The sequence below is a fragment of the Francisella sp. LA112445 genome (assembly GCF_012224145.1).
GTDB lineage: Bacteria > Pseudomonadota > Gammaproteobacteria > Francisellales > Francisellaceae > Francisella.
The window spans coordinates 247626-271572 of the sequence record NZ_CP041030.1 but is presented as its reverse complement, the minus strand read 5'-3'; the positions used below and the strand labels follow the sequence as shown (position 1 = coordinate 271572).

The window sequence follows — 23947 nt, the reverse complement described above, 5'->3', positions numbered from 1 at the left end:
CCTATATATTTTTTATATGGGAAAATATTAAACAATAAACATGATAGAAATAGTAGATCAAACTCTAGAACTATAAAGAATTACTATTTTTTAACTTCCTTAATTTTACAAGTTAAATTATACATATCACCACTAACTTTATAAATCACAGCTTTTGCATCACTACTAGGGAGAGGACACTTAACATAGTCTGATTTATTATTACCATGTGATGATGTAGCTTTACTCCAAGGTAAGATAGTTACCTGCTTGCCAGGATGCATACCCAATGGCGGTAATACTTTATGACGGTATGCAGGTCTTAGAGAATCATTAGGTCCTACAACATAGTAAGGAGTATTTGATACCAACTTAACAGCTACATTATCTAAATTAGCCGTACCATCACCACCACTATTACCTGCATTTGGATCAATAAGCTTAATCTTCATATCCTTCTGCCAAATATCAGCACCATCTATAAGACTAGAGATGATAAGATCATAATCTCCAGGTTTTAGATTATTAGCCGTTAATGATAAGTTATATGTATCCATAGGTGATATTTGAATATCGTAGTTTTGATAAACTGCCTTACCACTACTATCTTGTAACACTACATGAACATTTGCCTTATCAGAACCATGAGACATGATCTTCGCTGTTATATTAACTGATCCATTTGAATTCAGATCATATTGATCTTTGAAATCCATCAAATGAAGTTGATTTTGAACATGATTATTTCCTTGGATATATTGGAAGCTAACGTCAGCATATGGTTTAGATGCTACTTGATAAATACTTACCATCTCATTATTAGGTACAACATTACCATTAGCATCTTTAACACCTGCCATAATAGCTCCGCCAAGTTCTTGAGTACTAATTTCATTGATCTTTGTAGTCATCTGTCTGATTAGATCACTTCTAGTCATGCCATTAGAAACTGTTACAAGATCATAACTCGTCAATACTCCATCTTTAGATGTTTCTAATACCACTCTATCTCCAGTACGAACTCCTTCTTCACTAATTGTAAAAGTGTTCATATTAATTGGGAACCTATCATTTGGTGTAGGTGTCGGTGTCGGTGTCGGAGTAGGTGTAGGTGTCGGTGTCGGTGTAGGTGTAGGTGTCGGTGTACCACCGTCGTGATCTCTTACACGCTCCCATGAACTAGCCATATCAGGAGGTGTTCCTTGACTCCACCATCTAGCCCTATAAACTCCACCATTATAATGAACCTCATCTCCACCACTATAACTTTTATCAGCACGCCATGCTGGTATACCACCATTAGAATCATCGCCAGGTTGTATTACAGTACCAACAGGATAATCATCAGTAAAATCAACATCTATAACATTGAAGAAACTCATAGAGGTATCACCAACATCCCATTCAGCTGCTATAACTTGATAGCCTGTTCTTTGTGGTAAGTCACAAGTAATTGTAAATTTGTCTCTACCATCATTAGGAAAACTATTTGCAAAATTAGGAATAGGATTGTAACAATTTAATGGTTGAGATTCAAAATCCTCTCTAGTTAAAGACTTATTTGGATCCCAATCTGGTTTTGTTATCCAAAATTTAAATGATGCTGGAGAGGTTGTCCAATGTGCTGCAGCAAAATGCCATCTAAAAGTTGTAGGGCCAGACCTAACAACTGTTTTTGCCCATCTACTTGCTGTCTGTTCTGCTAAATCTGGACCAAGACCTCCACTACCAACTTCATTACCCATAGAACCGGATTCAAAATTACCATCTCCTACCTCAAATGATTGAGGTTCATATAATGACCTAACATCACACCCATCATTCACCTTATCTCTACAAAGAGCAGGACGCCCTTTTGGTGTATCAACATATGCATGTGAATATGCTTCAGAACCAGCAAATAAAGCTAGTCCAGTTAATAATGCTATTTTTTTAAGTTTCATTGATATGCTCCTTACCTATATTATTCAAATGACTCAGGTTTAATCCCTGCATCTTCAGTATTGCATAAACAAAAATAAGAATAAAAAGCAGTGAAAAAGTGATATATTTTTAATAAACCATAAAGCTTGCCTTAAAGTACTCCGTAAAATATACGTTAATTAATTTTAGGCTTCTTACCTATATTTAATGTTGTTTTAATAAAGATAATTCTCTTATGAAAATATATTGACATTATAGTTTTCAATCTTCCCAACAAATAACAAAAAACTATCAAAAAACATATCCTCATATTTTTTTTATATTAATTTTGATGCAAAATTTCAATAAATTAATTGCCAATTAATATCCAATTTATTTATAAATACTGATAATCTAAATAGAAAGTTAATAATTTGTTTTACGCATGAAAAATATCAAAAAAATTCAAATGCCTGATACGTTAGTAATTTTATTTTGTATCGCAATACTTGTAGCTATAGCTAGTTATTTTATTCCAGTAGGCAAATTTGATGTAAAAAATGTGCAATATACTTCTGATGGACAAACACATTCAAGAAGTGTACTTATTGCAGATAGTTTCAAATTCAAACTAAATTCTCAAGGCGCTCCTGAGGCTAACCCTGTAAAGATCTTTGCAAAAGATAGTTCTGAAAATAGAGGTTTTACAAGCTTTATCTATGATGGTATGACATCAGGATCTAAAGATGGAGGTGCTGTTGCTATAATTGCCTTCTTACTCATAATCGGAGGCTCATTTGGTATATTACTTAGAACAAAGGTGATTGATCAATCAATACTACGTGTAGTAAACAAATTTCAAAATAATAAAATCGTTCTACTGCCAGCTTTATGTTTTATCTTCTCATTAGGTGGAGCAGTATTTGGTATGGGAGAAGAAACTATACCTTTCATAATGCTACTAGTTCCTATTTTTGTACTCATAGGATTTGATGCTCTTACATGTGTCGTTGTAATATATTTAGCCACTCAAATAGGGTTTGCAACATCTTGGATGAACCCATTTTCTGTAAGTATCGCCCAAGGTATAGCACAAGTTCCAATATTATCTGGAAGTATATTTAGAATAATCATGTGGCTAATATTTACATCATCAATAACTATTTTCGCGATTATCCATGCTTTAAGAATACAGAAAAATCCAAAGTTATCTCCAATGTATGAACATGATAACTTATATAGAAACTCTGATGAGCACTCCTTAGAGCTAACACAAAAAATGTGTATTTATTCTTGGTTAATACTAGCAAGCTTAGTAATAACTATAGTTTGGTTAGTCTATGGTGTTGTTAAATTTGGCTATTATTTACCAGAAATTGCTACACTATTTACTATCTTAGGTCTTGTAACAGGATTTTTTGCAATAATTGGTAGAGTAAATGGTATGACTCTAAATACAACTCTAGATGCATTTAAAGATGGAGCAAAAGCTCTACTACCCGTTTGCTTAATTATTAGTTTTGCTTATGGTTTAATTTATCTAATGGGCGGTTCAAACCCTGAACACTACACTATGCTAAACTCAATTCTTCACTATGCTTCGGCAAGCATATCTGGAACTAATCAATATATTTCAGCACTTGGAATGTTCTTTTTCCAATCGATATTTAACTTTTTTGTAACATCTGGATCTGGACAAGCTGCCTTAACAATGCCAATTATGTCACCTCTAGCAGATTTAACTGGTATAAGCAGACAAATAGCAGTCTTAGCATTCCAACTTGGAGATGGATGGACACATTGTTTAATGCCAACATCTGCAACTTTAATGGCTGTATTAGGTGCAGCAAGAGTACCTTATGGGCTATGGTTGAAATTTATCTTCAAATTTTACCTATACCTTATGATTCTAAGCTCAATTATGATAATCTTTGCCGTTTATATTGGTTATAACTAATCTTTGATCTTAGATATATTTTGTTACTTTAAACTCCTTAACCAAATCAATCAGCACTATTATGAATAATTATTTGAATTAATTAAATTTTAAATCATGAAATAAAAAACAAAATCTATAATAAATAGGATACTTTATTCTTTAAATAAATATTTATATTAAATATTTGTCATTGCATTATTTTCTGATAAAATGAATAAAAATTCAAAATAAGAAAAGGTGTCATATGTCTGAAAAATATCAAAAAGTTGCAAGTCATGAAGCAAAGAAAGGAGACTTCAAACGTTGCCTTTTGCTTTATTCTGGTGGCTTAGATACATCTGTAATGCTTAAATGGATTCAAGAAGAATACGATGTTGAAGTTGTTGTCTTAACTATAGATATTGGTCAAGTTGCAGACAATCTAGAACAAATAAAGCAAAAAGCTATCGATTTAGGAGCTATAGATGCAGTAGTGTATGATGCCAAAACTCGTTTTGCAGATGAAGTTATAAGCAAAGCTATCAAAGCAAATGCTGATTACCAAGGAGGCTATGCTCTTTCTACACCTTTAGGTAGAGTTATTATCTCAGAGATAGCTATTGAGGTTGCTAAAAAATATAACTGCCAAGTTGTCGCTCATGGTTGTACAGGCAAAGGTAATGACCAAGTTCGTTTTGAAAGCTATCTAACTACATTAGATGAGAATATAAAAACAATCGCTCCAGTAAGAGAATGGGGAATGGGAAGAGAACAAGAGCTAGAATATGCAGAGAAACATAATATCCCAGTTAAGCAACAGAAAAGTAAACCCTACTCTTACGATGAGAATATGTGGGGCAATACTGCAGAAGGTGGTGAAATAGAACACTCCAACCTAATAGCTCCTAAAGAAGCTATCTTACAATGGTGCAAAACTCCTGAAAACGCTCATGATAAGCCACAAAACATTACCCTAGAATTTGTCGAAGGTATACCTGTAAAACTAGATGATGAATCAATGCCTTTAGCTAAGCTAATAATGAAATGTAATAAAATAGGTGGCGAGCATGGTGTTGGAGTGTTTAATCTTATTGAAGATAGATTGATCGGTCTAAAGGTTAGAGGTATCTATGAAAACCCAGGTGCTAGCATTATAATAGCTGCACACAAAAAGCTGGAGCAACTTGTCTCTACCCGTCAAGAAAATGAGCTAAAAACATTTATGGATAATAAATGGGCTTACCTTGCTTATGCTGCTGAATGGTACAATCCCGTTATGAATAACATCCTTGCATTTATCGAAGAGCAAAATAAAAAAGTAACAGGAAAAGTGACTGTATCTTTATATAAAGGTAATATAGAGGTAGTAGCTGTAGAATCTCACTTATCAATGCTTAAACCTGAATTAGCAACTTTTGAGGCTGGAGGAGATTTATTTAACCATAATGCTTCAGCTGGATTTATAGAATTACATAGCTTAGCTCAGCGTACAGCTTATTCAATAATGAAAAATAAGAAATAAAAATATATGAATAAAAAACTTTGGCAAACTGAAACAGATAAACTCCTACCTATAGTGGAAAAATATACTGTAGGTCAAGACTATATACTTGATCAAAAATTACTTAAATATGATATTCAAGCTAGCTTAGCTCATGCCAAAATGTTACTAAAGATGAATATCATTAGCAAAGATGAACTTTCACTACTAACAAAAGGGCTAAATGAGATAAAAGAGCTTGTAGCTAAAGGTCAGTTTCAAATAACTCAAGATCAAGAAGATGGACATACTGCAATTGAGCAATATCTCTGCAAAAACTATGGTGATGTTGGTAAAAAAATACATACCGGTAGAAGCAGAAATGATCAATCTCTAGCAATGTTGCGCCTTTTTATGAAAGATAAGCTGCAGCAATTAGAAGAAACCATACATGAAAATATCCATACTTTACGAACTAAAGCTAGTAAATATATAAACACTCCTATGCCTGGCTATACACATATGCAAAAGGCCATGCCCACTACAGTTGCTGTATGGCTAGGATCTTTTGCTGATGCATTAGCTGATGCCTTACTTTTGATATCTACTACAAGCAAAATTATCAATCAAAATCCACTAGGATCAGCTTCTGGATTCGGTATTAGTAACTTTAAACATGATAAAGGTTACACAACTGAGCTACTAAACTTTAGTAGAACTCAAGAAAATCCTATATATTGTGCTTTTTCTCGAGGATATTTTGAAAAGCTAGTTTTACAAACTCTATCAAATCCTATGAGTATTTACTCAAGGTTTGCTAATGATATGATGCTTTTTACAATGTCTGAATTTAATTACTTTAGTTTAGATAACTCATATACTACTGGCTCATCTATTATGCCACAAAAGCGTAATTATGACTTATTTGAGATTATGAGAGGTAATGCAAAACTATATCAAGGCTATTTACAACAGATTACTTCTATAATTGATAGTGTTCCTAGTGGTTATAACCGCGACTATCAACTGACAAAAGCTCCTTTCTGCCAAGCTATAGAACTAATAGAAGATACTGTTTTATTATTTGATTCAACTATAAAAAATCTAAAAATTCATAATAATGAGTTAAACCAAGCGATGACCTCTGATCTATATGCTACTGAAGAAGTTTATAAACTTGTCCAGCAAGGATTAACTTTCCGTGATGCTTATATAGCTATCAAAGAAAAACTTAATAAATAATTCATCTTTTTATTAAATCTATATGTATATCTGCTTGAAAAGTTTATAATACCTTTTGATTTTTTTAATAATTATTAGAATTTGATGTTTTTTAGTAAAACCATTTAGAAATAATGATAAGTATAAGAATACATTAGATAGAAATTTATCTATTTAAGGAAAATATTATGGACAAGTCAGATATTTATAACGATTTAAGACAACTCATTCTTAGCAAAGAATTCTCTTCACAGAACGAAATATGTGACACTTTAGAACACTTAGGCTATAGTGCTAGCCAATCTAAAGTTAACAGAATGCTAAAAAAACTAGGTGCTATTAAAATAAAAAATGAGAAAAGCACTCTAGTTTATAAAATACCTAACGAGCCAGCTCCACCAATAATGACTGATAATATTTCATCTTTAGTCATTAATGTTAGTGCCAATGAAGCGGTAGTTGTTATTGATACAGCACCAGGTGCAGCACAGTTAGTAGCAAGAACGTTAGATTATAATAAAAACAGTTTTGGGATAATTGGTATAGTAGCCGGAGATGATACTGTTTTCGTTGCTCCTTCAACAATAAAAAATATCGATAAATTAAAAATCAATATAGAGAAGTTTTTATTCTCTAAGTCTTAAATCCTTCATTTGCAATACTTCTAACTTAAAACTAAGATTATAAATAGAATATTTAGATATCCAAACTCATAGTCTTTTATATAATATTATAATTACTAAACTTTTTAAGCGCTGTTGCTAATGAAGCTTTAGCCCAATTAAGTGGCGTAATCGGAGATGGTAAATAATACTTTTGCTCATCAAAAACAATAACATTTATACTTTCAGGTAATAGCTCTGCATTAACTGGCTGACCATCTGCTGTTATATAATCACAAGCTGTCATCTGTGCTAGAGCTCTTTTTAGATGCCACGCAACTTTGTTAAAATATTTATCCTTATCAAATTTTTGTGAATATTTATCATATAAATTCATCATTGCTAAAGCTAGCATACTATCAAAAAACCATTGTGCCTCAGAATCTTTAAACCTTCCTTTAGCTCTTTTTGCAAACTCTTCTACACTTGAGGCATCATCTGTTAAGCTTTCTTTTGCTGTACTATCATCTTCAAACCAAAAATTACCAGATTGATAACTATCGCCTTTGTAACGTATAACCCCATAATCACGTACAAGATTTTCTACTAAAGCTAAACTTTTTTGATACTCAGCAAACTCTAAATCATCACTAAAATATGGTGTAAAAATATGTAGCATCGCGGCATCACTCTCACGGTAACAAATATCACTAGCATCATAAAGTGGTGATTCTCCACCATTAGCTATCTGAGTTTTAACCTTATTTATACCTAAATTACTTAACTGTTGTAAATCTACTGATAACTTTAAATTTTTACTGTCTAAAGTACTTTTCCATTGCTTAGCAGCATTCGCCACTAGAGAAATACTACTTGTATTTACTCGATCAATTTCTTCCCAAGCACCTGCATCAGCATATTCGTAATATTTTATTGACTCTAAAAAGCTAAAAAATCGCTCTAAAAACAACAATAATTTCGAATCATTAACATTGAATATCTGTTTTTGATACGCATCATTTAGAGCTAACAAAAAAAGTCCATGAGCATCCATCTGTTTATGGTTCCATACTTGTGGCTCACCATTTATCATCACATCATCATAACTCTCGCTGGTGCTATCAAAACGAATATGCGGAACAGCCATTTTATCTGCTGCTAATTCAGGATTTGCTATGATATCTTCAAAACGCTTCTGTTGTGTCGGAGAGTCATAATATTCATAAAGCTTGTTAATTAGAGTTCTAGCATCATTTTCTTTGAATTCACTAAAGTAATAATACACCCAAATTGCATCACGCACCCATACAGCATCGTAGTTTGTAGCATCATCATTTGTATCTCTTTCTGCTGCTTTAGGAAAGCCTGTTTTAGTAAGTCCGATATCAAAGGCGTTATCATATCTATCTAGTATGATTTTTGCTTGTGCAGATGTAAGCCTATCTTTAAGAAAAGGTTTTAGATCTTCATTCATATAGCTGACACTACCACCTTCTGGGATTTGTATATCTTTGTATATATATTTTGAGCTTTCAACAAATTTTTTTATATCATCTATATTAGACATAAAAATCCTCCTCTATTTGACTACTTTTAAATTATGTACAATCACTACCAAACTAACCAATACCAAAAGCATAACAGGCGCTACTAACATTGCAGGCTGACGCCCTAATAAATTACCAAGTATACCTGACAAAGATGTTCCTAGCGGGATACCTATTGCACCGACTGTTACCAAAAATGATGTCGCTCCACTTGATACATGTGGAAGTTTATCCATTGCATAACCTAAAACCGATGGATATATACATGAGTCACTAAGCCCTAGTATGGCCATTAAAATTACAACTAAAATAAATAATTTTGTATATATAAAAACAAATATAGCAAATGCAAACACTAATCCTGACACTATAAGATAACGTTCAATTCTTACTTTAGGTAATAAGAATTTACCAAAAAAGATTCTACCTAAAAGTTGAGAGCCTGTGTAAATAGCTACTAAAAGACCAACATCTTTCATATTAAAACCCAAATCAAAATGCAAATGCGGTTGGTTATAATAGTTCATTATCTGCTCTGTATAAACTATACAGAACAATGCAATTGCCATTAAAATAATTGGTTTAGATAAGAATATAAACTTTGGTTGTTGAACATTTCCTGCTTTGACAGTTACAGCTTGCTCAATTTTCTCATTAATTCTAAGAGACAGCAGAAACAGTATAAATATAATAAACAATACCATAACCACTACAAATACTGCTTGCCAACTAGCATAAAAAATAATATTCCCAACTATAAAAGCACTAGATAAAAATCCAAGACTGAAAAACACATTTAAAAGACTAAGCTTACCTTCAGACTCACCTTGTTTCTCAACAGTTCCCATCACAATATAGTTACATGATACTAGCACATAGCCAACAGCCATATTACATATAAAGGTCATCACAGTATAAACATAAATATTTGGAGCAAATATTGAGAAAATTGATCCTATAATCATAAATAATGCCGCAACAATTAAAGTATTTTTACCTTTAATCTTTTTGATAAGAATACCACCGGTCGCCATTGCTAAAATCTGCCCCCACAGACCAAAACCATCAAAAAATATAATAGTATTAGAATCAATATTAAAATGCTGTGAAATAGGCACTGTTAACATACCATAAATAGCACATTGAAAACCGGTAAATAAAAATGCCACAAACGTAAGAAGTATAGCTTTTTTACGATCGATATCTTTATCAAACAAACTTTTTTTAATATCCAAAGATATATCTATAGATGCCATAACAAGTCCTTCACTAAATATTAATATAAATTGATATCAAATCTTGATAACTAACATTATATAGACAAGTAAGGTCGAGAAGAAGTTAAATATAGGCTTGATATTTTTTTAGGTATATAAACTCAAATAGTATATTTCAATATCTAAACTAATCCTTCAATTTTAATAATTTTATATCTAAATTAAAAATCAATTTCTCGTGTCAGATAAAAAGCAATGTCTTTTTCATAATACGCAGATTCATTCACAAAAATAGGATACCATTCTCCTGGCTCATCCAACAATTGAACACTGCCATCCATTAATTCAAAAACTGGATCTTGCTCATTAATTAGCTTAAAATCATTACCATTAATATTATCATGAATTACTGCGTTAATATTACCATCATTATCTCTAGGAAAACCAATAGCTTTAACTGGCTCATATGCCTTACAGCTTTTGATTTCTGGTAAATCATCACAGTTTGCCATCTCAACAAACTTAATAATTTCATTTAATATTTCGGTAGTTATTTCAATAGCTTTTGTATCATAAACACTTGTATGTACAGCTCCAATTTCAATAGTTAGTGACATCGGTGCAATATTATTAATTGCCACATCAGTAATACTTTGATGCTTAATAACTCTAAGACCGTCAATTCGTTCAACCAGATATCTACATAATTTATTAACTAGTGAACTTCTACCATCAGTAATTATTGTTTTACCAAGATTTGTAGTTGTCGTATGAAAATCAACTAGAAAATCAACAGGAGAATCTGATTTAAACCCATAAGTTTGATTAATTTCTCGGGCCCTCTGATCTTCATAAGTATTCAATGAAGGATTATTTAAATCCTCAGTTGAAAAAGATCGATTTAAATCTTGATCCTTATATCTTTTACTTAATTTAAAAGCTTCAGGATTTGATAATAAAGGTATAATTTCAAATGTTTTTGCTTTTAATGGATATTTTTTCAAGCGATTAATTATATAAATACCGGTATATTCATTCCCGTGGACACCGCCACTGACTAACAGCTTATTTATTTTCATGAAAATACTCATAAATTTGAATATATAGATACTGATAAGTTTACATTATAGTTTAATAAAATTCTGCTATTCTATGACTCATCGTAGAATCTATTATCTAAAGTTCTCAACATACAATAAAGGTACTATAAGTATTAAACACTTTTGTCATTCCATGGCTTGACCATCGAATCCAACTTTATAGCTAAACTATACTTTATCTATGGATACTACGGTCAAGCCGTAGTATGACTGTTTAACCAAATTCCCCTTCAAATTTTGAAGGGGTGGCAGTCGTCAGTACATTCGACTTCGCTCAGCAACCAACTGACGGGGAGTTTTACCCAACGCTCATTGAGCTATTTATTCTTTCAGTTTAAGTAATTTTCTAATTTGTAAGGCAATTAAAAACCATAATAATGTTGCTAATATGGATATGATTTTTAAGCTAAGTACCACTCCTAAATTAGAAATAGAATCATTTTTTATAAGAATAGCAGCAAACGGTAATATATTATCTACAGCTTTGTAGTAAACATCTACTCCTGTTATTTTTACTAAATAGAAATAAATATTACAGTTTAAGCTAAATATTAAAGTTAATAACAAAAAAGGCCTTAATAAACTAGTTCCACATCCATTTACCAGGTTATAAAACCAAATCCAAAACTTTAGGCCACAACTTTTAGACTCTTTAGCTTTTGCCAACAAATAGTGTCTATGTAACTGTTGTGCTTCGATATAAGCATTATTACGATTGAAAAACTCTGCTAGACGACTAAACTCTAATGAGCCACTTTGTTTTACTTTTAGCAGATTATCAAAAGTTGCTTTATCTATATCTACTGAATGTTTAATTGATGATTTGTCATCAAAGTATGGCAAAGAAATAAATAACCTATCATTACACTTTAGTTTTTCCAGCTCAGTATTTCTAAACTGTATCTTTCTCAAATGAGCTATAAGCTTTATTTCTTTCAAAGTACTATTTTCAAAAATATATCCATGCTCTTGCGTATAACTATTATTTACAAAATCAACATTAGGTAGCGTAGAATTTTTAACTATAATATTTCTATGAAACTGCTCAATACTGATATTTGTAAACCAAGATATTGAACTCATTGATTCGCTTAAAACAAGACTTTCAAACTGAACTCCCTTTAAAACCATATTAATATTATGATCCCTTTTACCTAAATGGTTTTCAATCTTTAGAGTACTTATACCTTTGAAGTATAGTTTTTCTATTATTGCCAATCTTTCTGAAGATTTTAATATAAACTCATAAGATCGTAATGGATTATCTATGTTCATGTTCGCATAGTTTCCTTTTGCCAACATAAAACTATCATTCGTATCATCACATAATTCAAAGCTTATCAGCTTCTCATTATACTCAAGGTTTGCACGATATAGACCACTAAAATAAATTAATAAAATTTCGGCATCTATTTCATCTTGGAACTCTTTTAATAGGATACGGACTAATTCTTTTTTTGAAATATCTTGAGATAGTTCTAGTTCATTAGAGCATAAGCTCATTCGATTCTTAAAAGATATATTTACCAGAGCCTTTTCTAAAAAATTTTTAATATAATCTGTGATATATAAATTATCTCTACAATCACTATATTTACTATCATTTACAATTTTATATTCTTGACTCAAGAATAAAATTAAACATTTTATTTCTATGTCGTGTCTACATATATTTGGCAAGTTATTCCATTCAACTTTAAGTTTAAGATTTAGCATAACTCTACCCAACACCCTTCTCAATAATAGCAATCTCATCATCAGTTAGCTCATAGAGTTTGTAAACAACTTTATTAACCTCTAGAGTATTATCTGATTGATTTGTAAAAAGTTTAGATGGCATAAAATCATATTAACAATTTAAAACACTACTAAAAGATTATAAAGAAGAAGTTTATAGATAAAAAGGAAAGAAAAACTATCTGATATATTTATTTACAAGCTTAACAAAAGACATAGGATCTTCTATTTTAGCACCTTCAACAAACATTGCTTGCATTAGAAGTAACTCAGAAATATCACCAAATACTTCTGTATCAGCTTCATCTTTTAGTTTTTGTACTAAATGATGCTCAGCATTAAGCTCTAAGATAGGCTTCATACCCATACCAGGCATAAATGACTGTCCAGCTTCCTCCATCATCTTTTGCATGTGTAAGCTCATACCATAGTCATTTACAACTACACAACTTGGTGAATCAGTTAGACGCTTAGATAAACGCACATCTTCAACTTTATCTTTTAGAGTTTCTTTTACTTCTTCTAAGATTTTTTTGAAATCTTTAGATTCTTTTTCAAATTTCTCTTTGTTTTCTTTAGTCTCAAACTTATCAAGATCGATATCGCCTTTGATAATAGACTTCATATGCTTACCATCAAACTCAGTCAATGTAGACATCATCCACTCATCGATACGATCTGACATTAGGATTACTTCGATACCTTTCTTCTTGAATGCTTCAAGTTGAGGGTTATTCGCAGCAGCTTTATAACTATCAGATGTAATATAGTAGATAGTATCTTGACCTTCTTTCATACGCGAAATATAGTCAGCTAAAGAAACTGTCTGCTTAGAGTCACCACTTTCAGTAGTTGCAAATCTTAATAGACCAGCAATCTTTTCTTTATTTGAGTAATCATCTGATACACCTTCTTTCAGCACTTGACCAAAGTTATCCCAGAATTTTTGATATTTTTCTGTATCTTTATTAGCAAGTTTTTTAAGCTCACTAAGAATTTTAGAAGTTGTAGCTTTTCTGATTTTATCAATAACTTTATTATGCTGTAATATCTCACGTGATACGTTTAGTGGTAAATCAGCAGAGTCAATAACACCCTTAACAAATCTTAAATATGGAGGTAGTAATTCCTTATTCTCCATAATGAAGACTCTACGCACATACAATGATAAACCATAATCTTTATCTCTATTCCAGAAGTCAAAAGGCTTATTCTCTGGAATATACAACAAGCTGTTGTACTCAAGGTTACCTTCTACTTTGTTATGTATCCACATTGAAGCATTAGCAAAATCATGAGATATATACTTATAAAACTCTTGGTATTCTTCATCAGTTACTTCATCTTTTGATCTTAACCAAATAGCTTTAGTATTGTTTACAGTCTCATACTCATCTTTGATAGTTTCTTTGCCATCTTTATCATGCTCAACTTTTTTCATTTGAATTGGAGTGTTGATACAATCAGAATACTTGTGAACTAAGCCTTTTAATAAGTTATGCTCAAGTAGATCTAACTGATCTTCTTTGATATGAAGAGTTATCTCTGTACCACGTTTTTCTTTAGTGATAGTTTCTACTGTAAAGCCATTTTTCGCATCAGAAACCCACTTAGTTGCCTGAGCCTTATCTTGACCTGCTTTTCTAGTTCTAACAGTAACTTTATCAGCAACGATAAATGATGAATAAAAACCAACACCAAACTGACCAATAAGCTCATTATCTTTACTCTTATCACCAGTTAGGCTTTCTAAGAATTTCTTAGTACCAGATTTTGCAATAGTACCAAGGTTGTCAATAACCTCTTCTTCTGTCATACCAATACCATTATCACTAACTGTAATAGTCTTAGCATCTTTATCAAAATCTACTTTTATTGCATAATCTGCATCACCTTCACTTAATTCTGTGTTTGAGATACTTTCATATCTTAGCTTCTCAATTGCATCAGAACTGTTAGATACAAGCTCTCTTAGGAAAATTTCACGATTTGAATATAGCGAATGAATTACAAGGTGAAGTAATTTATCTACCTCAGTTTCAAAAGTATATTTTTTTTCTGACATTTTATATAACCCTCTTTTGTTATACTCATTTAAATAAAATCTATGACAATGTATATATGAGAGTTATTATTATTTTTTTCAAGAATTTTTTATATTAATTACACTTTTAAAGACTAATCTGGCAAAGAACCCTTATCAATCTTACATTTCTTTTTAGCAGCTTCCTCGCGTTCTTGTCGCATTTCTTCAATAAAAGCACCTCCTATAAGGCCACTAGGAATAGCAAAAACTCCTATACCAAGCATTGAAAGAGCTGCAGCTATAATTCTACCTGCTAGCGTTACAGGATACATATCACCATACCCAACCGTTGTTAGAGTCGTCACTCCCCACCATAATGTCTTTGATATAGTTGAAAATACCTGTGGTTGTGCATTATGCTCTGCGTAAAACATCATTACACAAGATATTATTAATATTACAAAGATTAAACAGTATGATACTAACAGCTCAAGATAGATTTTTTTAAAGACATTAATTAATCTATTCATAATTGCTGAATTTTGGAATATTTTGAATATACGTAACAATCTAAGCACAATTAACTCATGAGAATTTACACCAAACATAGCTAGTATCAACGGTAAAAAGATAGCTATAAAATCGATAACATTATAAAACTTAAAAATAAACACTAATTTCTTAGGCGATATAACTAATCTAATAATATATTCGATAGAAAAAATCGCTGAAAAAATAATATTAACATAGTTAAGGTAATCTATATCTCCATAATCTACTTGCGTTATTAAGGTTATAGAATTAATAATAACCAATATGATAATTACACACTGGTAAAGTTTATGAGCCATATAAATAAACTAAATAATAAAAAATTATAAAGTAATTTTAGCAAATATATTTGGAATAATGAGAATAAAAATTTAGATATTTTTGGATAAGAATTTTGAGATAAAAAGAGATATTATTCTTCGTCAGCAGCTTCTTCTACTTCAGGTCTGTCTACTAATTCGATGAAAGCCATAGGCGCTTTATCACCAAATCTGTAACCACACTTAAGGATTCTAGTGTAACCACCAGCTCTTTCTGCATAACGCGCACCAAACTCTTCGAAAAGCTTAGTTACAGCAGCTTTGTTTCTTAAGAAGTCAAAAGCTTGTCTTCTTAAAGCAACTGATTGTGCTTTGAACTCGTTAGAATTAACATCTAACTCATTTCTTAATTTATATTCTCTTTTAGCTAAAGTAACTAAAGGCTCAACGATAGTTCTTAACTCTTTAGCTTTTGGTAAAGTAGTTTTGATAAGCTCATGATTGATCAAAGAAGCTGACATGTTTTTAAACATAGCTTTTCTATGACTACTAGTTCTACCAAATTTTCTACCTTTCTTATGATGTCTCATAGTAATTACTCCTTTATAGTTAATATTATATGATTACTATATTTATTAATTTATTTTCCTTCAACTAACTCTCTAAAGTTATCAATCTGAACACCTAGAGATAAGTTGTTGTCTATCAATATTTGCTTAATCTCATTTAGAGATTTTTTACCTAAATTAGGTATCTTCATAAGTTTAGACTCACTGTATTGAACAAGATCACCAAGATACTTGATGTTCTCAGCTCTTAAACAGTTAGATGATCTTACAGTAAGCTCTAAGTCATCAATTGGTTTAAGAAGTATAGGATCAATATTAGAATCTAATAAAGCATCTCCAGTTTTACCATTGCTTGGTACTTTAAGAGATACAAAAACTGACATTTGCTCACAAAAATATTCTAAAGCTTTTGTAACAGCTGCTAGTGGTTCTACAGTACCATTTGTTTTCAAAAATACTTCTAGAATATCACTATCACCATTATCAATTACTTCAAATGCAACTCTTTTGATTGGGTTATAGTCTGCATCAACAGCTATATCACCAACTCTGTCTAGTTCAATTGGTACAGCTGAAAGTATTCCAACATTTCTGCCATAGTCAACTGTTGCAACTAAACTGAACTCTCTTTGATTTGTCAAAGTAGCTATAGGTTGATCTTTATTTATAATCTCTACACCTTGAGTTGTCTTAAAGTCACCAGCTGTAACAACACCTGCTTTATCAACAGATAACTCTAACTCAACACTTTCAACGCCTTTGTCAAGTTTGATTGCTACTTTCTTTAAGTTAGAAACGATTTCGACAACATCTTCTTTGACATCTTCTAAAGCAGAATACTCATGTAATACATCTTTAATATTTACTTTAATAATAGATGCACCAGGAAGAGAAGATAATAAAACCCTTCTAATAGAGTTGCCAAGGATATGAGCCATACCTTTTTCTACAGGAGAAAGCTGTACTTTATATCCTAAAGCACCTAAATCCTCTTTAAGCTGTATATTAGGTAAAAATTCTTGGTTTGAATTATTATTACTCACTAAAAAATCTCCTTGAAATAAAGGCCATAAAGAGCCACTAAAGATAATAAAATATTATTTATTATTACTTAGAGTAAAGCTCGATGATTAATTGTTCATTTATGTCTGATGATAACTCAGATCTGTCTGGAGAAGCCTTCATAGTACCTTCTAATGAATCAGTATTTACATCGATCCAAGAAAGTTCTTTTCTACTTTTAGCAAGCTCAACAGCATTTTGAATTCTTAATTGTTTTTTAGCTTTCTCTCTTACTGCAACTATATCACCAGCTTTAACTTGAGCAGATGGTACGTTACAAGTATGTCCATTAAGAACTATACCTTTATGAACAACAAGTTGTCTAGCTTCTGCACGAGTAGCAGCAAAGCCCATTCTATAAACAACATTGTCTAATCTTGATTCTAATATTTCTAATAAAGTAGCACCAGTGTTACCTTTTCTTCTATTAGCTTCAAGATAGTATTTTTTGAACTGACCTTCTAAAACTCCGTACATACGACGAACTTTTTGCTTTTCTCTTAACTGTAAACCATAGTCAGAAAGACGCGCTCTTCTTGCTCCATGTTGACCTGGCGCAGTATTCATTTTGCATTTTTCGTCGTTAGCTTTTACGCCACTTTTTAAAAATAAGTCAGTACCTTCTCTTCTAGAAAGTTTACACTTTGGTCCTAGATATCTAGCCATTATTTATTTCCCTTTAAAATATTAAACACGACGTTTCTTAGGAGGACGACAACCATTATGAGGTAATGGAGTCACATCTGTTATACTTGATACTTTTAGGTTCTTAGCGTTTAAAGCTCTAACAGCTGAATCTCTACCTGAACCTGGTCCTTTTACTAAAACATCTACATTTTTAACACCATATTCTAGAGCCATATCAGCTGCTCTTTCTGCTGCAACCTGAGCAGCGAAAGGTGTACTTTTTCTTGAACCTCTAAAGCCACTACCGCCAGAAGTTGCCCAAGATAAAGCATTACCTTGTCTATCTGTGATAGTCACTATAGTGTTATTAAAAGATGAGTAAATATGAGCAACTGCATCAGTAACTACTCTTTTTACTTTTTTCTTTGATGATCTAACAGACTTAGCCATATAATCTACCCTTTAATCTTTATAGTTATAATTGTATTACGCCTTGATTGGCTTTCTTGGACCCTTACGAGTACGAGCATTAGTCTTCGTTCTTTGCCCTCTTACAGGAAGGCTACGACGATGTCTTCTACCTCTGAAGCAACCTAAGTCCATAAGTCTTTTTATGTCCATAGAAACTTCACGACGCAGGTCACCTTCTACAGTATATTTAGCAACCTCTGTTCTTAAGGCTTCAACTTGCTCTTCTGTTAATTCTTTGATTTTAACAGTTGGATCTAGTTTACAAGATTCACATATTTGTTGTGCTCTTGTCTTGCCTATTCCATAAATTGAAGTTAATCCTATTACTGTATGTTTATGAACAGGAATATTAACACCAGCTATACGAGCCATCTAATTCACTCCTAAATAATTATTCTTAATTTATTTGCTATCAAAGCAATTAGTAACTTGCTAGGATAACTTTTTAAAAACAAATAATCAAGCTTTATTTAATTTTGCTTGACTGATTAACCTTGTCTTTGCTTATGTCTAGGGTCTGTACATATCACACGAACAACTCTGTTACGCTTGATAACTTTACAGTTTCTACACATTTTTTTAACTGAAGCTCTAACTTTCATTATATTTCTCCAAAAAATATTTCTCTATTTTCTCTTACCGCTAAGATTTGCTTTTTTCAGTAAAGAATCATATTGTGTTGACATCATATGTGATCTAACCTGAGCCATAAAGTCCATCATCACAACTACAACAATTAGTAAAGATGTTCCACCGAATGTAAATGATAAACCTTGTGCAAAGAATTTCACTACAAATATCGGTAACAAACATATAGCTGTAATATATAATGAACCAACTAAAGTTAATCTTGTCATAACTGCATCTATATACTTAGCTGTTTGCTCACCAGGTCTTACACCCGAAATATAAGCGCCAGATTTCTTTAAGTTATCCGCCGTTTCTTTTGGATTAAATACTAATGAAGTATAAAAGAAACAGAAAAATATAATAGTCGCAGCAAATACTACTGTATAAACTATACTACCTGGTTGTAACATCTCAGCAACATCAGCTAACCAGCCTAGTGAATTATAGTTAGATAACCAACCAATTAAAACACCTGGAACCATAAGTATAGATGAAGCAAAGATCGCTGGGATTACACCAGCCATGTTTAGCTTCAACGGCAAATGACTAGTCTGAGCAGCAAACATTTTTCTGCCCTGCTGTCTTTTTGCATAATTCACAGTAATCTTTCTCTGTGCGCTTTCCATAAATACTACAAATGCTATTACTAACAAAAGAAGTATTAAAAGAACCCAAACAGATAAATATGATATTACATGTTGATTTGCCTGAGATAGAGTATTTGATATTTCAAATGGAAGGTTTGCAATAATACCCGAAAAAATTAGTAGTGAAATACCATTTCCCACACCTCTTTCCGTGATTTGCTCACCTAACCACATCAAAAACATACTACCAGTAGTAACTGAAACAATAGTTGTTAAATAAAATAACGGCATATTGTTAGTTGTTACTAAACCATCTTGATGCAGAACAAATGCAACAATACCAAATGATTGCACTACAGCCAAAGCAAGAGTAAAATATCTTGTATACTGAGTGATTTTTTTCTGACCAGATTCACCTTCTTTTTTCAGCTCTATAAACTTAGGATATACAGCTGATAACATTTGAAAGACAATCGATGCAGAAATATAAGGCATCACACCCAAAGCAAAGATACTCATTTGAGTAAGAGCGCCACCAGAGAACATATTAAACATGCTCATCAAACCACTTGTTGATGAGTGTTGATTTGAAATAATTTGAACCAATTTTGTAGGATCAATATTAGGTATAGGAATATATACTCCTAATCTAAATACTAATATAGCAATAACTACGAAAATTAGTCTTGATTTTAATTCACCTGTTGTACCAGAAGCACTATTAAACTTTGACATATCTTTAATCTTACTCTACTTTACCACCAGCTTTTTCGATAGCTTCTTTAGCACCTTTTGTGCAAGCTATACCTTTAAGGTTAACAGCTTTTTCGATTTCTCCAGAAGCTATTACTTTTGCTGTTTTAATATCTTTTCTAATAAGACCAAGATCTTTTAAAGTATCTAGAGTTACTTCATCAGCAGCTACATGATTTAACTCATGAAGTCTGATCTCAGCAACAAATCTTTTAGACGCAGAAGTGAAACCAAATTTTGGTAGTCTTCTTTGTAAAGGCATTTGACCACCTTCGAAACCTACCTTATGGTAACCACCTGAACGTGCTTTTTGACCTTTGTGACCCTTACCAGAAGTTTTACCTAAACCACTTCCTATACCACGACCAAGCCTTTTTGGAGCGCTTTTAGAGCCAGCAGCAGGAGCAATTGTATTTAATTTCATTTGATACTACCCCTCTATCTTAACCATATAATATATTTTATTAGCCATACCACGATTTGCTGGAGTATCTAATACTTCAACAGTGTGGTTGATCTTTCTTAGGCCTAAACCTCTAGCAGATGCTATGTGGTTTTGCTTACGACCAATCAGGCTTTTTACTAAAGTAACTTTAAATGTTTTAGCTTCGCTCATTTTAATTACCCCTGAATCTCTTCAACAGATAGACCTCTTTTATCAGCGATCTGTTCTGGTGATTTAATTTTCGCCAAGCCTGAGATTGTTGCTCTAACAACGTTTACAGGATTTGTTGAACCATATGTTTTTGCTAAAACGTTATGAACACCAACAGCTTCAAATACAGAACGCATAGCACCACCAGCAATAATACCAGTACCAGCAGATGCAGGCTGCATAAACACTTTTGAAGCACCATGGTTAGCCATAGTAGCATACCATAACGTATCGTTATTTAGATTCACTGATACCATGTTTTTCTTAGCGTTTTCCATAGCTTTTTGGATAGCAACAGGCACTTCTCTTGATTTACCTCTACCTACACCAATTCTACCTTTACCGTCACCTACAACAGTTAGTGCGGCAAAGCTCATGATTCTACCACCTTTTACTGTCTTAGAGTGTCTTTTAACACTAACTAACTTTTCAATCAGCTCTTCGTTCTTTTTTACTTCATTAGACATAATGAATAATCATCCATATTTTATTTATTAAAACTGTAGACCATGCTCTCTAGCAGCTTCTGCTAAAGCTTTAACACGTCCATGATACTTATATCCAGATCTATCAAAAGCAACTTGCTCGATACCTTTGTCTTTACATCTATTAGCAATAACTTCGCCAACGATTGCAGCAGACTCAACATTACCAGTATATTTACATTTTGCTTTAACATCTTTCTCTACAGTAGACGCAGAAGCTAATACAGTAGAACCATCACCAGAAATTACTTGAGCATATACATGCTTAGGTGTTCTATAAACACAAAGTCTAGTATGCCCTAATTCTCTTAGCTTAATTCTAGTACGCTTACTACGATTTAAACGAGCAGTTTTTTTATCCATAATAATACTATCCTTTACTAACTACTTCTTCTTAGCTTCTTTCTTAGCTACATATTCGTCTTCATAACGAACACCTTTACCTTTGTAAGGCTCAGGCTTTCTATAGTCTCTAATTTCAGCTGCTACTTTACCTAAAAGCTCTTTGTCAGCGCTTTTAAGAACGATTTCTGTAGGAGCTGGAGTCTCTGCAGTTACACCTTGTGGTAAAGCATATACAACTGGGTGAGAAAAACCTAATGTAAGATTTAATTCACTACCTTGAGCTTTAGCACGGTAACCAACACCTATAATTTTTAGCTTTCTTTCAAAACCTTTGCTTACACCTTCAACCATGTTGTTTAGGATAGCTCTTGCAGTACCTGATTGAGCAACTGCATTTTTACTATTATTGTTAGGTGTAACTGTTGCTTCATTATCTGCAACATTAAAAGTCACATCAGTAGAAAAAGTTTTGTTTAAAGTAGCCTTAGCTCCTTTAACTTCTACCTGATTGCCAGCAGCAACGTTGATTGTAACACCGCTTGGGATAGCAACAGGTTTTTTACCTATTCTTGACATATCAAATCTCCTTGCTAACTTAAGCTACGTAGCCAATTACTTCGCCACCAACACCAAGAGCTCTTGCTTTTCTATCACTTACTAAACCTTTAGAAGTAGAGATAATAGCAACACCAAAACCACCATATACTTTAGGTAGCTCTTCGTGAGACTTATATATTCTCAAACTAGGTCTAGAAACTCTTTTGATCATCTCGATCACAGGAGTACCAGCATGATACTTAAGCTCAATTTCTATAGAAGGATGACCAGCAGAAGTTGTACCTTTAGTACAGCTTTTAACATAGCCTTCTTTAACTAAGAAGTTTGCGATTTCCATTTTCAACTTTGAAAATGGTACAGAAACAGTTTCTTTCTCAGAAGAAAGACCATTTCTGATTCTTGTAAACATATCCGCGATAGGATCTTGCATACTCATAACTTAAAATTCCTTATTACCAACTAGCTTTCTTCAAACCAGGAACATCTCCTGCCATTGCATACTCTCTAAGCTTATTACGACATAAGCCAAATTTTCTGTATACAGCATGTGGCCTACCTGTTACTTTACATCTTCTTTGTACTCTAGAAGCTGAAGAGTTTACTGGTAGTTTTTGCAGTTTAATTTGAGCTTCCCATACTTGTTCTTCAGTAGAATTTACATCAAGAATAATAGCTTTAAGCTCAGCTCTTTTTTGAGCATATTTAGCTACTAATTTTTCTCTCTTCAATTCTCTCTGAATCATTGATTTTTTCGCCATTTAAAACCCCAATTTAGATTAAGACTTAAAAGGAAAACCGAATGCTTTAAGCAAAGCTCTTCCTTGGTCATCATTTTTAGCTGTAGTAGTTATCGAAATATCTAAACCTCTGATTGAGTCAACTTTATCATAATCAATCTCAGGGAAAGAGATTTGCTCTCTCATACCTAAGCTGTAGTTTCCTCTACCATCAAAAGACTTAGCACTTAAACCCCTAAAATCTCTAATTCTAGGAATAGCAATTGTTATAAGTCTATCTAAAAATTCATACATACGCTCACCACGTAAAGTAACTTTACAACCGATTGGCCATCCATCACGGATTTTAAAACCAGCAATTGATTTTTTAGACTTAGTAACAACAGGCTTTTGACCAGCAATAGCTGTCAAATCATTTAATGCAAAAGTCATAATCTTTTTGTCTTTTGCAGCATCACCCACACCCATATTAAGAGTAATTTTCTCAATAGCAGGTACTTCCATTATATTATCTACATTAAGCTCGTTTTTTAACTTAGCAACAAGCTCTTTTTGATAATGATCCTTTAATCTTGCCATAAAACTTAGTCCTATAAGTCTACAAGCTCGCCATTTGATTTAAAGTAGCGAACCTTTTTCTCATCAACAAACTTATAACCCACTCTATCAGCTTTCTCAGTAGCTGGGTTAAAGATAGCAACGTTAGAAGCATCTACAGGAAGTTCTTTTTCAACAACTCCACCTTCAACACCTCTATTTGGGTTAGGCTTAACGTGTTTCTTAACAACATTAATACCTTCCACTAAAACCAAAGAACCACCTTTAGCGAATGACTTAACAACGCCTCTGCGACCTTTGTCTTTACCAGCGATAACGATTACATCATCACCTTTTTTTAATCTATTCATTACTTACACCTCAATAAAT

27 protein-coding genes are annotated in these 23947 nt (G+C 32.4%); 4 read left to right on the top strand and 23 right to left on the bottom strand.

Annotation, left to right across the window (positions count from 1 at the left end):
• Positions 1-83: 83 nt before the first annotated feature.
• On the bottom strand, positions 84-1922 hold the full coding sequence (locus FIP56_RS01375) for a lytic polysaccharide monooxygenase (protein ID WP_192577202.1): 1839 nt from the start codon (positions 1920-1922) through the stop codon (positions 84-86).
• Between the two features lie 404 nt (positions 1923-2326).
• Here FIP56_RS01375 and yfcC point away from each other — a divergent pair, with 404 nt between their 5' ends.
• From yfcC to FIP56_RS01355, 4 genes are all read left to right on the top strand, one after another.
• A complete protein-coding gene (gene yfcC / locus FIP56_RS01370; RefSeq protein ID WP_192577201.1) occupies positions 2327-3838 on the top strand; it encodes a putative basic amino acid antiporter YfcC in 1512 nt (503 codons plus the stop codon).
• 226 nt (positions 3839-4064) lie between these two features.
• Positions 4065-5321: an argininosuccinate synthase gene (locus FIP56_RS01365; RefSeq protein ID WP_192577200.1), complete on the top strand. Its 1257-nt coding sequence runs from the start codon at positions 4065-4067 to the stop codon at positions 5319-5321.
• Between the two features lie 6 nt (positions 5322-5327).
• Positions 5328-6521 carry an argininosuccinate lyase gene (argH, locus tag FIP56_RS01360; RefSeq protein WP_192577199.1) on the top strand — a complete coding sequence of 398 codons (1194 nt, stop codon included), beginning with the start codon at positions 5328-5330 and terminating at the stop codon, positions 6519-6521.
• Between the two features lie 167 nt (positions 6522-6688).
• Complete coding sequence (locus tag FIP56_RS01355; RefSeq protein ID WP_192577198.1) at positions 6689-7144, top strand: ArgR family transcriptional regulator; 456 nt, start codon at positions 6689-6691, stop codon at positions 7142-7144.
• A gap of 76 nt (positions 7145-7220) precedes the next feature.
• Here the strand turns inward: FIP56_RS01355 and FIP56_RS01350 are convergent, their stop codons facing one another.
• The 22 genes from FIP56_RS01350 to rplX all read right to left on the bottom strand — a co-directional run bounded on the left by FIP56_RS01350 (position 7221) and on the right by rplX (position 23928).
• The gene (locus FIP56_RS01350) at positions 7221-8669 is read right to left on the bottom strand and encodes a hypothetical protein (RefSeq protein ID WP_192577197.1); all 1449 of its coding nucleotides are present in this window, start codon (positions 8667-8669) and stop codon (positions 7221-7223) included.
• 12 nt (positions 8670-8681) lie between these two features.
• The gene (locus FIP56_RS01345; protein WP_192577196.1) at positions 8682-9905 is read right to left on the bottom strand and encodes an MFS transporter; all 1224 of its coding nucleotides are present in this window, start codon (positions 9903-9905) and stop codon (positions 8682-8684) included.
• A gap of 182 nt (positions 9906-10087) precedes the next feature.
• Positions 10088-10957 carry an aspartoacylase gene (locus FIP56_RS01340; protein ID WP_245323080.1) on the bottom strand — a complete coding sequence of 290 codons (870 nt, stop codon included), beginning with the start codon at positions 10955-10957 and terminating at the stop codon, positions 10088-10090.
• A gap of 330 nt (positions 10958-11287) precedes the next feature.
• Complete coding sequence (locus FIP56_RS01335; RefSeq protein ID WP_192577195.1) at positions 11288-12682, bottom strand: hypothetical protein; 1395 nt, start codon at positions 12680-12682, stop codon at positions 11288-11290.
• A gap of 199 nt (positions 12683-12881) precedes the next feature.
• On the bottom strand, positions 12882-14768 hold the full coding sequence (gene htpG / locus FIP56_RS01330; protein WP_192577194.1) for a molecular chaperone HtpG: 1887 nt from the start codon (positions 14766-14768) through the stop codon (positions 12882-12884).
• A gap of 113 nt (positions 14769-14881) precedes the next feature.
• Positions 14882-15580, bottom strand: a complete 699-nt coding sequence (locus FIP56_RS01325; protein ID WP_192577193.1) for an ion transporter — start codon at positions 15578-15580, stop codon at positions 14882-14884.
• Between the two features lie 113 nt (positions 15581-15693).
• A complete protein-coding gene (rplQ, locus tag FIP56_RS01320; protein ID WP_072711287.1) occupies positions 15694-16131 on the bottom strand; it encodes a 50S ribosomal protein L17 in 438 nt (145 codons plus the stop codon).
• Between the two features lie 50 nt (positions 16132-16181).
• On the bottom strand, positions 16182-17153 hold the full coding sequence (locus tag FIP56_RS01315; protein ID WP_192577192.1) for a DNA-directed RNA polymerase subunit alpha: 972 nt from the start codon (positions 17151-17153) through the stop codon (positions 16182-16184).
• Between the two features lie 64 nt (positions 17154-17217).
• Complete coding sequence (rpsD, locus tag FIP56_RS01310; RefSeq protein ID WP_192577191.1) at positions 17218-17838, bottom strand: 30S ribosomal protein S4; 621 nt, start codon at positions 17836-17838, stop codon at positions 17218-17220.
• A 21-nt stretch (positions 17839-17859) separates the two neighbouring features.
• Complete coding sequence (rpsK, locus tag FIP56_RS01305) at positions 17860-18249, bottom strand: 30S ribosomal protein S11 (protein WP_072711284.1); 390 nt, start codon at positions 18247-18249, stop codon at positions 17860-17862.
• A gap of 36 nt (positions 18250-18285) precedes the next feature.
• On the bottom strand, positions 18286-18642 hold the full coding sequence (rpsM, locus tag FIP56_RS01300; RefSeq protein WP_192577190.1) for a 30S ribosomal protein S13: 357 nt from the start codon (positions 18640-18642) through the stop codon (positions 18286-18288).
• A gap of 116 nt (positions 18643-18758) precedes the next feature.
• Complete coding sequence (rpmJ, locus tag FIP56_RS01295) at positions 18759-18872, bottom strand: 50S ribosomal protein L36 (RefSeq protein WP_003017816.1); 114 nt, start codon at positions 18870-18872, stop codon at positions 18759-18761.
• A gap of 24 nt (positions 18873-18896) precedes the next feature.
• On the bottom strand, positions 18897-20222 hold the full coding sequence (gene secY, locus FIP56_RS01290; RefSeq protein WP_192577189.1) for a preprotein translocase subunit SecY: 1326 nt from the start codon (positions 20220-20222) through the stop codon (positions 18897-18899).
• A 10-nt stretch (positions 20223-20232) separates the two neighbouring features.
• Positions 20233-20664, bottom strand: a complete 432-nt coding sequence (gene rplO, locus FIP56_RS01285) for a 50S ribosomal protein L15 (RefSeq protein WP_192577188.1) — start codon at positions 20662-20664, stop codon at positions 20233-20235.
• A 6-nt stretch (positions 20665-20670) separates the two neighbouring features.
• On the bottom strand, positions 20671-20856 hold the full coding sequence (gene rpmD, locus FIP56_RS01280) for a 50S ribosomal protein L30 (RefSeq protein WP_150466856.1): 186 nt from the start codon (positions 20854-20856) through the stop codon (positions 20671-20673).
• 5 nt (positions 20857-20861) lie between these two features.
• Positions 20862-21362, bottom strand: coding sequence for a 30S ribosomal protein S5 (gene rpsE, locus FIP56_RS01275; RefSeq protein ID WP_072711279.1), 501 nt, complete (start codon positions 21360-21362; stop codon positions 20862-20864).
• 27 nt (positions 21363-21389) lie between these two features.
• Positions 21390-21743 carry a 50S ribosomal protein L18 gene (rplR, locus tag FIP56_RS01270; RefSeq protein WP_192577187.1) on the bottom strand — a complete coding sequence of 118 codons (354 nt, stop codon included), beginning with the start codon at positions 21741-21743 and terminating at the stop codon, positions 21390-21392.
• Between the two features lie 21 nt (positions 21744-21764).
• Positions 21765-22301: a 50S ribosomal protein L6 gene (gene rplF / locus FIP56_RS01265; RefSeq protein WP_072711277.1), complete on the bottom strand. Its 537-nt coding sequence runs from the start codon at positions 22299-22301 to the stop codon at positions 21765-21767.
• Positions 22302-22320: 19 nt separating this feature from the next.
• Positions 22321-22719: a 30S ribosomal protein S8 gene (gene rpsH, locus FIP56_RS01260; protein ID WP_192577186.1), complete on the bottom strand. Its 399-nt coding sequence runs from the start codon at positions 22717-22719 to the stop codon at positions 22321-22323.
• Positions 22720-22735: 16 nt separating this feature from the next.
• Positions 22736-23041 carry a 30S ribosomal protein S14 gene (gene rpsN, locus FIP56_RS01255; RefSeq protein WP_044525522.1) on the bottom strand — a complete coding sequence of 102 codons (306 nt, stop codon included), beginning with the start codon at positions 23039-23041 and terminating at the stop codon, positions 22736-22738.
• 18 nt (positions 23042-23059) lie between these two features.
• Complete coding sequence (rplE, locus tag FIP56_RS01250; protein WP_192577185.1) at positions 23060-23599, bottom strand: 50S ribosomal protein L5; 540 nt, start codon at positions 23597-23599, stop codon at positions 23060-23062.
• An 11-nt stretch (positions 23600-23610) separates the two neighbouring features.
• Complete coding sequence (gene rplX / locus FIP56_RS01245; RefSeq protein WP_192577184.1) at positions 23611-23928, bottom strand: 50S ribosomal protein L24; 318 nt, start codon at positions 23926-23928, stop codon at positions 23611-23613.
• Between the last annotated feature and the right edge of the window lie 19 nt (positions 23929-23947).

Excerpts from the sequence above, each read along its gene's own strand:
- rplQ (WP_072711287.1), bottom strand. The coding sequence starts at position 16,131 with ATGAGACATCATAAGAAAGGTAGAAAATTTGGTAGAACTAGTAGTCAT.
- rplR (WP_192577187.1), bottom strand. The coding sequence starts at position 21,743 with ATGGATAAAAAAACTGCTCGTTTAAATCGTAGTAAGCGTACTAGAATT.
- rpsE (WP_072711279.1), bottom strand. The coding sequence starts at position 21,362 with ATGTCTAATGAAGTAAAAAAGAACGAAGAGCTGATTGAAAAGTTAGTT.
- FIP56_RS01350 (WP_192577197.1), bottom strand. The coding sequence starts at position 8,669 with ATGTCTAATATAGATGATATAAAAAAATTTGTTGAAAGCTCAAAATAT.
- rpsH (WP_192577186.1), bottom strand. The coding sequence starts at position 22,719 with ATGAGTATGCAAGATCCTATCGCGGATATGTTTACAAGAATCAGAAAT.
- rpsN (WP_044525522.1), bottom strand. The coding sequence starts at position 23,041 with ATGGCGAAAAAATCAATGATTCAGAGAGAATTGAAGAGAGAAAAATTA.
- FIP56_RS01365 (WP_192577200.1), top strand. The coding sequence starts at position 4,065 with ATGTCTGAAAAATATCAAAAAGTTGCAAGTCATGAAGCAAAGAAAGGA.
- rpsM (WP_192577190.1), bottom strand. The coding sequence starts at position 18,642 with ATGGCTCGTATAGCTGGTGTTAATATTCCTGTTCATAAACATACAGTA.
- FIP56_RS01345 (WP_192577196.1), bottom strand. The coding sequence starts at position 9,905 with ATGGCATCTATAGATATATCTTTGGATATTAAAAAAAGTTTGTTTGAT.
- rplO (WP_192577188.1), bottom strand. The coding sequence starts at position 20,664 with ATGAAATTAAATACAATTGCTCCTGCTGCTGGCTCTAAAAGCGCTCCA.
- rpsK (WP_072711284.1), bottom strand. The coding sequence starts at position 18,249 with ATGGCTAAGTCTGTTAGATCATCAAAGAAAAAAGTAAAAAGAGTAGTT.
- FIP56_RS01335 (WP_192577195.1), bottom strand. The coding sequence starts at position 12,682 with ATGCTAAATCTTAAACTTAAAGTTGAATGGAATAACTTGCCAAATATA.
- htpG (WP_192577194.1), bottom strand. The coding sequence starts at position 14,768 with ATGTCAGAAAAAAAATATACTTTTGAAACTGAGGTAGATAAATTACTT.
- rplX (WP_192577184.1), bottom strand. The coding sequence starts at position 23,928 with ATGAATAGATTAAAAAAAGGTGATGATGTAATCGTTATCGCTGGTAAA.
- rpmJ (WP_003017816.1), bottom strand. The coding sequence starts at position 18,872 with ATGAAAGTTAGAGCTTCAGTTAAAAAAATGTGTAGAAACTGTAAAGTT.
- rpsD (WP_192577191.1), bottom strand. The coding sequence starts at position 17,838 with ATGGCTAGATATCTAGGACCAAAGTGTAAACTTTCTAGAAGAGAAGGT.
- FIP56_RS01355 (WP_192577198.1), top strand. The coding sequence starts at position 6,689 with ATGGACAAGTCAGATATTTATAACGATTTAAGACAACTCATTCTTAGC.
- rplE (WP_192577185.1), bottom strand. The coding sequence starts at position 23,599 with ATGGCAAGATTAAAGGATCATTATCAAAAAGAGCTTGTTGCTAAGTTA.
- FIP56_RS01375 (WP_192577202.1), bottom strand. The coding sequence starts at position 1,922 with ATGAAACTTAAAAAAATAGCATTATTAACTGGACTAGCTTTATTTGCT.
- argH (WP_192577199.1), top strand. The coding sequence starts at position 5,328 with ATGAATAAAAAACTTTGGCAAACTGAAACAGATAAACTCCTACCTATA.
- rpmD (WP_150466856.1), bottom strand. The coding sequence starts at position 20,856 with ATGAGCGAAGCTAAAACATTTAAAGTTACTTTAGTAAAAAGCCTGATT.
- FIP56_RS01340 (WP_245323080.1), bottom strand. The coding sequence starts at position 10,957 with ATGAGTATTTTCATGAAAATAAATAAGCTGTTAGTCAGTGGCGGTGTC.
- FIP56_RS01325 (WP_192577193.1), bottom strand. The coding sequence starts at position 15,580 with ATGGCTCATAAACTTTACCAGTGTGTAATTATCATATTGGTTATTATT.
- yfcC (WP_192577201.1), top strand. The coding sequence starts at position 2,327 with ATGAAAAATATCAAAAAAATTCAAATGCCTGATACGTTAGTAATTTTA.
- secY (WP_192577189.1), bottom strand. The coding sequence starts at position 20,222 with ATGTCAAAGTTTAATAGTGCTTCTGGTACAACAGGTGAATTAAAATCA.
- rplF (WP_072711277.1), bottom strand. The coding sequence starts at position 22,301 with ATGTCAAGAATAGGTAAAAAACCTGTTGCTATCCCAAGCGGTGTTACA.